General features: G+C 49.1%; 6 protein-coding genes and 1 pseudogene. All 7 read left to right on the top strand.

Translation table 11 applies throughout. The annotated features are described in order from the left end of the window. The first annotated feature begins 662 nt into the window (after nucleotides 1-662). Complete coding sequence (gene ilvE, locus KKC1_RS07695) at nucleotides 663-1,568, top strand: branched-chain-amino-acid transaminase (protein WP_088553877.1); 906 nt, start codon at nucleotides 663-665, stop codon at nucleotides 1,566-1,568. 12 nt (nucleotides 1,569-1,580) lie between these two features. Further along, nucleotides 1,581-3,242 (top strand): dihydroxy-acid dehydratase, encoded by a 1,662-nt coding sequence (ilvD, locus tag KKC1_RS07690; protein WP_088553876.1) that lies wholly within the window; start codon nucleotides 1,581-1,583, stop codon nucleotides 3,240-3,242. A gap of 6 nt (nucleotides 3,243-3,248) precedes the next feature. Further along, a complete protein-coding gene (gene ilvB, locus KKC1_RS07685; protein WP_088553890.1) occupies nucleotides 3,249-4,988 on the top strand; it encodes a biosynthetic-type acetolactate synthase large subunit in 1,740 nt (579 codons plus the stop codon). Between the two features lie 5 nt (nucleotides 4,989-4,993). After that, on the top strand, nucleotides 4,994-5,476 hold the full coding sequence (ilvN, locus tag KKC1_RS07680; protein WP_088553875.1) for an acetolactate synthase small subunit: 483 nt from the start codon (nucleotides 4,994-4,996) through the stop codon (nucleotides 5,474-5,476). 51 nt (nucleotides 5,477-5,527) lie between these two features. After that, nucleotides 5,528-7,222 (top strand): biosynthetic-type acetolactate synthase large subunit, encoded by a 1,695-nt coding sequence (gene ilvB, locus KKC1_RS07675; protein WP_088553889.1) that lies wholly within the window; start codon nucleotides 5,528-5,530, stop codon nucleotides 7,220-7,222. Then, nucleotides 7,215-8,762: a 2-isopropylmalate synthase gene (locus tag KKC1_RS07670; RefSeq protein WP_088553874.1), complete on the top strand. Its 1,548-nt coding sequence runs from the start codon at nucleotides 7,215-7,217 to the stop codon at nucleotides 8,760-8,762. Before ilvB (KKC1_RS07675) ends, KKC1_RS07670 begins: the two co-directional genes overlap by 8 nt. 33 nt (nucleotides 8,763-8,795) lie before the next feature. After that, nucleotides 8,796-8,982: pseudogene (locus KKC1_RS16750) on the top strand (3-isopropylmalate dehydratase large subunit); the annotation flags it as partial.

Here is an 8,982-nt window from a genome sequence, read left to right as displayed (position 1 = left end):
ACTCAATTGCTTCGAAACGTTGCCAATCTTATCTTGCCAGATGCCCAAAATGTTTTACAAAGCAAATAGCTTTTTATGTTGAAAGTCTTGACAGGGAAAATGGGGTTAGATATACTAGGGTTTAAATATATCAATGGAATATTTGGAAAAGCGATAATGAGAGACACGTTATGCGCCGCCTCTTGGTTACAGAGAGCTGGGAGAAGGTGAAAGCCAGTACCAATGCGGCGTATAATATCCCTCTCTAATGCTGTGCCGCCGAACGTTGGATACCAGTAGGCGGTGCCGGTCGGTATTTTTGTATAGAGCTGGCCGTTATCTCCTAGGGTGCCGCTTCGGCGCCAAAGGGGTTGCTTCTGGCAACAACCAGGGTGGTACCGCGGGAGTCCCTCTCGTCCCTGACAGTATAACTGTCGGACAGAGGGTTTTTTAATTTTAATAATTGATTTTCTACAGGGAAATGGGACTGAGGCTTCTGAAGACTCGGCGGATAGGTCGCCGTGAATTTCAGATTTATCTGCTGGTCTTTTTTTATAAGGTAGCGGTTGTATACAATAAGCGCGGCTCGATTCTGCAGGGGGTGATACTCTGGAGGCAGCTGTTGCCCGGTATTCTTTTCTTTGAATCTAATCGCCATAATCTTCTGCCAAAGGGGGATGAAAATGGGGCTCATCATCTATTTTGATGGAAAATATGTTCCGGAAGAAGAGGCCAAAGTATCGGTTTTCGACCACGGTTTGTTATACGGTGACGGCGTTTTCGAAGGTATTAGGGCTTACAACGGGCGGGTGTTTAAGCTCAAGGAACACCTGAAACGATTATATGAATCGGCCCGGTGCATTCAGTTGAATATTGGGCTGACGGAAGAGGAAATGGAGGAAGTGGTTCTGGAAACCCTCCGCCGCAATAACTTACGGGACGGATACATTCGCCTGGTGGTTACCCGGGGTAGGGGGGACTTGGGGCTTGATCCCCGTAAATGTCCAAAGCCTTTGGTATTCTGCATCGCCTCCAAGATACAGCTCTATCCGGAAGAATTGTACCAAAAAGGACTGGAAGTAGTTACGGTGCCTACGCGGAGAAACGTACCGGAGGCCCTGAATCCCCGCATTAAATCTTTAAATTACCTTAATAATATTCTAGCCAAAATTGAGGCTAATCTGGCAGGAGTGCCGGAAGCTATTATGCTAAATAATGAAGGTTATGTGGCGGAAGCGACCGGCGACAACGTTTTCATTGTTAAAAACGGGGTACTGATTACACCGCCCCCCCATGTAGGTATTCTAGAGGGCATTACCCGGAACACAGTTATGGAATTGGCCAGAAAAAGAGGGATCCCGGTAGAGGAGAGGGTATTTACCCGTCTTGATTTGTTTATTGCCGATGAGTGTTTCCTTACCGGAACTGCAGCGGAAATTATTCCCGTAGTGAAGGTGGACGGTAGGGTTATAGGAAACGGGGAACCGGGAGAAATAACTACCGCGCTCATAAAAGATTTTCGTGAGCTAACTAAAGTTGACGGACCCAAAATTTATGCGGAGGATGTAGAAGAAGCTGCTTTAGCGTAGGAGGCTGATACCGTGGGCAGTGAAGCTATGAAAACCGGCCTGGAGAAAGCTCCCCATCGTTCTCTCCTGAAAGCACTGGGATTAACCGATGAGGAGATTAACAGGCCGTTGGTAGGGATTGTTAATTCTCAGAACGATATAGTTCCAGGACATATTCACCTGGATGAAATTGCGGAAGCGGTGAAAGCAGGTGTACGGATGGCCGGCGGGACCCCTTTAGAGTTTCCTGCCATAGCCGTCTGCGACGGGATGGCGATGAATCACCTGGGGATGAAATATTCACTGGCCAGCCGGGAACTTATAGCCGATTCCATCGAGGTAATGGCCCTGGCTCATGCTTTTGATGCGTTAGTATTTATTCCTAACTGTGACAAAGTGGTCCCGGGTATGCTGATGGCGGCGGCGAGATTAAATTTGCCGTCCATCTTTATCAGCGGTGGCCCCATGCTTGCCGGCAGGTACCGGGGCAAAGATATCAGCGTCAGTAATGTTTTTGAAGCTGTGGGGGCAGCACGAAGCGGCAAGATAACGGAGGAAGAACTGAAGGAAATAGAAGAAGAGGCCTGCCCGGGATGCGGTTCCTGTGCCGGAATGTTTACGGCCAATTCCATGAACTGTCTTACCGAGGTGCTGGGCATGGCTCTGCCCGGCAACGGAACTATTCCGGCCGTTCATGCCGCGCGAAAGAGACTGGCCAAGAAAGCCGGGATGCAGGTAATGAAACTGCTGGAGCAAAATATTCGTCCGCTGGACATTATGACGGAAGGAGCTTTCCACAACGCCTTAACCGTAGACATGGCTTTGGGTTGTTCTACCAACACGGTCCTGCATCTGCCTGCGATTGCTTATGAAGCCGGAATAGAATTGGACTTGGACCTAGTTAACGAAATTAGCAAGAAGACGCCCCACCTTTGCAAGTTAAGTCCGGCAGGAGAATATCACCTTCAAGATTTGAACGAAGCAGGGGGCATACCGGCGGTAATGGCAGAACTAAATAAGATAAATCTGTTGGACCTGAGCTGTATTACCGTGACCGGAAAAACGATAGGGGAAAACATTGCCGGTAAAAAAGTGCTGCGCCAGGAGGTAATTCGTCCGGTAGAAAATCCCTACAGCTCTCAGGGAGGGCTGGCAGTCCTGTGGGGAAATTTGGCTCCCGACGGGGCAGTAGTAAAGAAAGCTGCGGTTGCACCCAATATGCTTTCTCACCGGGGGCCGGCCCGGGTGTTCAACTCGGAAGAGGAAGCAGTAGAAGCTATTTTGGGACAGAAAATCAAACCGGGGGATGTTATTGTCATCCGCTACGAGGGTCCCAAAGGTGGACCGGGAATGAGAGAGATGCTCACTCCTACCTCTGCCGTAGCCGGGATGGGATTGGATGATAAAGTTGCTCTAATTACCGACGGGCGTTTTTCAGGGGCAACCCGGGGCGCCTCTATAGGGCATATCTCTCCTGAAGCTGCGGAGGGAGGACCTCTGGCCCTAGTGGAAGAAGGCGATATAATTAGAATTAATATAAATGAGGGGATTTTGGAACTGGAGGTCGGCGAGGAGGAGCTGGCCACTCGGAGATCTCGTTGGGTACCACCGGAACCTAAAATAAGGAAAGGCTATTTGGCAAAATATGCTCAACTGGTTACTTCGGCTAATACTGGTGCTAGGTTGAAGGGGTAGATGGAAATGGCGGTCAGACAAGTAACGGAAGCAATAGAACTGTCGGAGGTGAAGGATCTTGGGAATTTAAGCAAACCGGAAGTGTTAACCGGGGCCCAGATCTTAATAAAAGCCTTGGAAGCAGAAGGAGTGGACACGGTTTTTGGCTATCCTGGCGGGGCCGTTTTAGCCATTTATGATTGTCTTTACGAGTCTAACATACGGCATATTCTAACCCGTCACGAGCAGGGTGCCGTGCATGCGGCTGACGGTTACGCCAGGGCTACCGGCAAACCGGGAGTTTGCATTGCTACTTCAGGACCTGGTGCCACCAATTTGGTTACGGGGATAGCTAATGCCTATATGGATTCAGTTCCCCTCATTGCTATAACCGGCCAGGTCAGTCTGGATATGGTGGGAAAAGATTCCTTCCAGGAAGCTGATATAACGGGTATAACTTTGCCGATAACCAAATATGGTTATCTGGTGAAAGACGTCAAGGACTTGGCCCGGATCGTAAGGGAAGCATTCTACATTGCGACTACGGGACGGCCGGGACCGGTAATAATAGATATTCCTAAAGATATTTGTACTCAAAAAGCTGAATTCATGTATCCTCCGGAAATTGATCTTCCCGGTTATCAGTTAAAACCGTACCGTAACGGGAAACAGATAAACAGGGCCGCTCAAGCCATTATGCGGGCGAAAAAACCCGTCATTTATGCTGGCGGTGGAGTAATTGCCTCCGGTGCTCACCGGGAGTTGTTGGAACTGGCTGAGAAGCTGAACATCCCGGTAACTATCACTCTAATGGGCAAGGGGTCAATTCCGGAAGATCATCCTCTATGTCTCGGGATGTTGGGGATGCACGGAACTTGTTATGCCAATTATGCGGTTTCGGAATGTGATCTCCTGCTGGCTGTAGGTGTTCGCTTCGATGACCGAGTTACAGGTCGGGTAGATACTTTTGCACCCAACGCGACCATTATCCATATTGACATTGACCCGGCGGAAATCGGCAAGAATGTACCTGTGGATATTCCTATTGTGGGAGATGTAAAGCTAGCTCTGCGGGATCTGCTGAAACTAGTCGAGCCTAGGGAGAGGAGAGATTGGCTGGATACCATTGAGGAATGGCGTCGTCGTTATCCTTTACATTATGAGGACGATAATAATGGAAGGCTTAAACCTCAATATGTAATTGAACAAATCTATGAAATAACTCGAGGCGATGCTTATATTACCACCGAAGTAGGGCAGCACCAGATGTGGGCCGCCCAGTATTACCGTTGCCGAAAGCCGCGCTCTTTTATATCTTCCGGCGGACTGGGTACCATGGGTTTCGGATTGCCGGCGGCCATCGGTGTACAAATAGCTCATCCGGAAGCTACCGTTTTCGATATCGCCGGTGATGGAAGCGTGCAGATGACCTCGCAGGAACTGGCCACGATAGCTCAATACAATCTGCCCATTAAAGTTGCCATTCTCAATAACCAGTACCTGGGAATGGTCCGCCAATGGCAGGAATTATTCTTTAATAAGCGCTATTCGCAATCGGAGGTACTTGGCCCCGATTTTGTCAAACTGGCGGAGGCTTATGGAATTGAAGCCGTACGGGTTACCAAACGGGAGGAGGTAAGGCCGGCTCTAGAAAGAGCTTTGGCTACTAAAAAGCCCTTCCTGCTGGACTTCTGGGTGGAGAGAGAAGAGAATGTTTTTCCCATGGTTCCTCCCGGTGGCTCCCTCAATAAAATGCTGGGGAGGTAGGTAGCATGAAACATACCTTAGCGGTGCTGGTAGAAAACAGGCCTGGTGTTTTGGCCCGGATAGCTGGTCTGTTTAGCCGCAGAGGATACAATATTGAGAGTCTGGCGGTAGGTCAAACCGAAAACCCGGATATTGCCCGTATGACTATTGTAGTGGACGGGGATGACCGGGTGATAGAGCAGGTTAGCAAGCAGTTGCATAAACTTATTGACGTTATAAAACTCAGTGATATTACTGAAGAAGAATATGTGGACCGGGAGTTGTTACTCGTTAAAGTTAACGCTGATCCCTCGGTACGAGGAGAAATCATGCAGATTGTGGACATCTTTCGGGCCCGCATTGTGGATATTGGCAGGAATACTCTTATTATTGAAGCAACAGGCGATGAGGGTAAGATAAATGCTATTGAGGCCTCCCTCAGACCCTTCGGGATAAAAGAACTGGTGCGGACAGGAAAAATAGCTATGGTGAGAGGTCCTAAGCAATAGGTATGGTCAGGGGCGGGAGAGCATTAAGATAAAGTGGGAGGTGCTTTCGGTTTGGGGATTACGGGAGCGCAGGCGTTGGTCAGAACTTTGGAAGAAGAGCAGGTGGAGATAATATTCGGCATTCCTGGAGGAGCGGTACTGCCCATTTACGATGCTCTAAACGAGACAAACATACGGCATGTTTTGGTTCGGTTTGAACAGGCTGCAGTTCATGCGGCGAGCGGTTATGCCCGTACAACCGGTAAACCGGGAGTTTGCCTGGCAACTTCGGGACCGGGCGCAACTAACTTGGTAACTGGTATTGCTGGAGCTTATATGGATTCCATACCTCTGGTTGTTCTTACCGGACAGGTACCTACCAGCATGATCGGGACCGATGCTTTTCAGGAGGTTGATATTACAGGCATCACTTTTCCTATAACCAAGCATAACTATCTGGTTAAAGACCCCAATGATTTGCCAAGGGTGGTTAAAGAAGCGTTTCATATTGCCCGCACCGGCCGCCCCGGTCCTGTATTAATCGATATTCCCAAAGACGTGGCGGCAGGTATATGTAGCCGGGGGGCTCCGGAGCGAGTAGAATTGCGAGGCTACAAGCCTACTTACAAAGGGCACCCTAACCAGATCCGCAATGCTGCAAGGTTGATGCAGGAGGCGGAGCGGCCGGTAATTTTTGTCGGTGGGGGTGTAATAAGTTCCGGAGCAACGGAAGAGCTACGCAAGCTGGCTGAAACTCTTTCCATTCCGGTGGCCACCACTTTAATGGGTATAGGTAGCTTTCCTGAAAACCATCCTCTTTCTCTAGGCATGCTTGGATTACATGGGACTGCCTATGCCAACTACGCGGTCACCGAAGCAGATTTGTTAATTGCTCTCGGTGTCAGGTTTGACGACCGGGTAACCGGATTGGTAGAGAAGTTCGCGCCCAGGGCGAAAATTATTCACCTGGATATTGATCCCGCGGAAATAGGAAAGAACGTAGAAGTTAACGTGCCCATTGTGGGGGATGTCAAGCTGGTACTGCAGAGTATTCTTGCTCTGGTAGAGGAAAAGAAAAACGAAGAGTGGCTGGCCAAAATTAACGAATGGAGAGAACGGTATCCTTTAGAGTACGGCAACAAGAAGGAGACATTGCGTCCTCAATATGTAATAGAGGAATTGGGGCGTCTGACTGATCACCAGGCTATTGTAACTGCCGATGTAGGGCAGCACCAAATGTGGGCCGCTCAATTTTATAAATTTGCCAGACCCGGAAGCTTCTTGACCTCCGGGGGTCTAGGTGCCATGGGCTACGGTTTTCCTGCTGCTATTGGTGCCCAGTTGGGTAATCCGGAGGCCCTGGTTATTGCAGTAACCGGAGACGGAAGCTTTCAGATGAACATGGCCGAAATGGCAACGGCCATGGAAAATAACCTCCCAATAAAGATATTATTGTTTAACAACAGCGGGTTGGGGATGGTAAGGCAGCTTCAACACTTCTACTGTGAACGGCGTTATACCGCGGTGGAATTTACGGGCAACCCCGACTTTGTTCGACTGGCTGAATGCTACGGCGCGGCTGCTTACCGCATCCAAAGTCCGGAGGAGGTAGTTCCTGTACTCAAGGAAGCCCTTAACAACGACAGGCTTACCCTGGTGGAATGTGTGATAGATCGCGACGAGTGGGTTTATCCGATGGTGCCTTCCGCTAAAGGACTGGATGAGATGATTCAGTATCGTGATGTGGAGGGAAAACAGAATGAGTAGGAAAGTATATATTTTCGACACTACGCTTCGGGATGGGGAACAGTCTCCTGGGGTTAACCTGAACATTCAGGAGAAATTGGAGATTGCTCAGCAACTGGCTCGATTGGGCGTTGATATAATTGAGGCTGGGTTTCCCATCGCTTCTCCCGGGGACTTTGAAGCGGTTAGAGCTATTGCCCGAAACGTAAAAGGGCCTGTTATAGCCGCCCTGGCCCGTATTTCACCCGGAGATATAGACCGGGCTTGGGAAGCGGTAAAAGATGCCGAGCAGCCGCGTATTCATACGTTTATTGCAACTTCGGAGATACATATGCGATACAAGTTGAGGATGACCCGGGAACAGGTATTGGAAGCTGCCGTTAACGGGGTTAAGCATGCCAAGAAATATACTTCTGACGTAGAGTTTTCTCCCGAAGACGGTTTCCGCAGTGACTTGGATTTTCTCTGCCAGGTGGTAGAAGCAGCTATTGAGGCAGGGGCCACAACCATTAACATTCCGGATACGGTAGGCTATGCCACCCCGGACGAGTTTGGCAAATTCATTGCCGAAATTCGAGCCAGAGTACCTAATATAGATAAAGCTGTTCTGAGCGTACACTGTCATAACGACCTGGGTCTGGCGGTGGCTAATTCCCTGGCCGCTCTGGTTAACGGTGCCCAGCAGGTAGAGTGTGCTGTCAACGGAATTGGAGAAAGAGCGGGGAATACTGCTCTGGAAGAGGTGGTTATGGCTCTGTATACCCGTAAAGCCTACTACGGTTTTGAAACCAATATTAAGACGGAAGAAATATATCGCACCAGCAAGCTGGTAAGCTCTCTCACGGGTATGCCGATTCAGCCTAACAAGGCCATTGTGGGCCGGAATGCTTTTGCCCATGAGTCAGGAATTCACCAGGACGGTGTATTAAAGGAAAGAACTACTTATGAAATTATGAACCCAGCCATGATCGGTCTGGTGCAGAATAATATTGTCCTGGGTAAGCATTCGGGACGGCATGCTTTCAAGAAGCGCCTTGAAGAACTGGGCTTCCGGCTGACGGAGGCAGAATTAGATAAAGCGTTTATTCGCTTTAAAAACCTGGCCGATCGCAAAAAGGAAATTACCGATAAAGATTTGGAAGCCATCGTGGAGGACGAAATTCGTATAATTCCGGAGAAGTTTCAACTGGAACATTTGCATATTTCAGCCGGAACCCGGGTGGTACCAACGGCTACCATCGGTATACGGGTTGAAGATCAACTGAGAGAAGAAGCTGCTTGTGGTGACGGCCCGGTTGACGCTGTTTTCAAGGCTATAGATAAAATTGCCGGTCTTCAAGTGTGCCTGAAGCATTATTCGTTGAATGCCGTAACGGGAGGTAAGGACGCCATGGGAGAGGTTACGGTAAAGTTGCAGCATGAAGACAAAGTTTATACCGGCAGGGGCATCAGTACGGACATTATTGAGGCTAGTGCCAAGGCCTATATCAATGCCCTGAACAAGATTGTGTTTGATAGGAAGGATATAACGGTTACCAATGCAGGTACGGTAAACAGTTAGTCTTTATGATTGGTTGAAGGGAGGAGAGAGCTCATGGGGATGACGATTACGGAGAAAATCCTGGCTTATCATGCCGGTTTGGATAAGGTAGAACCGGGACAATTGATAAATGCCAAATTGGACTTGGTGTTGGGGAACGATATTACGGCACCGGTTGCCATCCGAGAATTTGAAAAATTAGGTTTAGAGAGGGTATTTGATCCAGACCGGGTAGTCTTGG

This window comes from Calderihabitans maritimus (assembly GCF_002207765.1).
In the GTDB taxonomy this organism is placed as follows: Bacteria; Bacillota; KKC1; order Calderihabitantales; family Calderihabitantaceae; genus Calderihabitans; species Calderihabitans maritimus.
The sequence above is the reverse complement of the archived record's forward strand: the minus strand, read 5'-3'. Positions and strand labels throughout refer to the sequence as shown.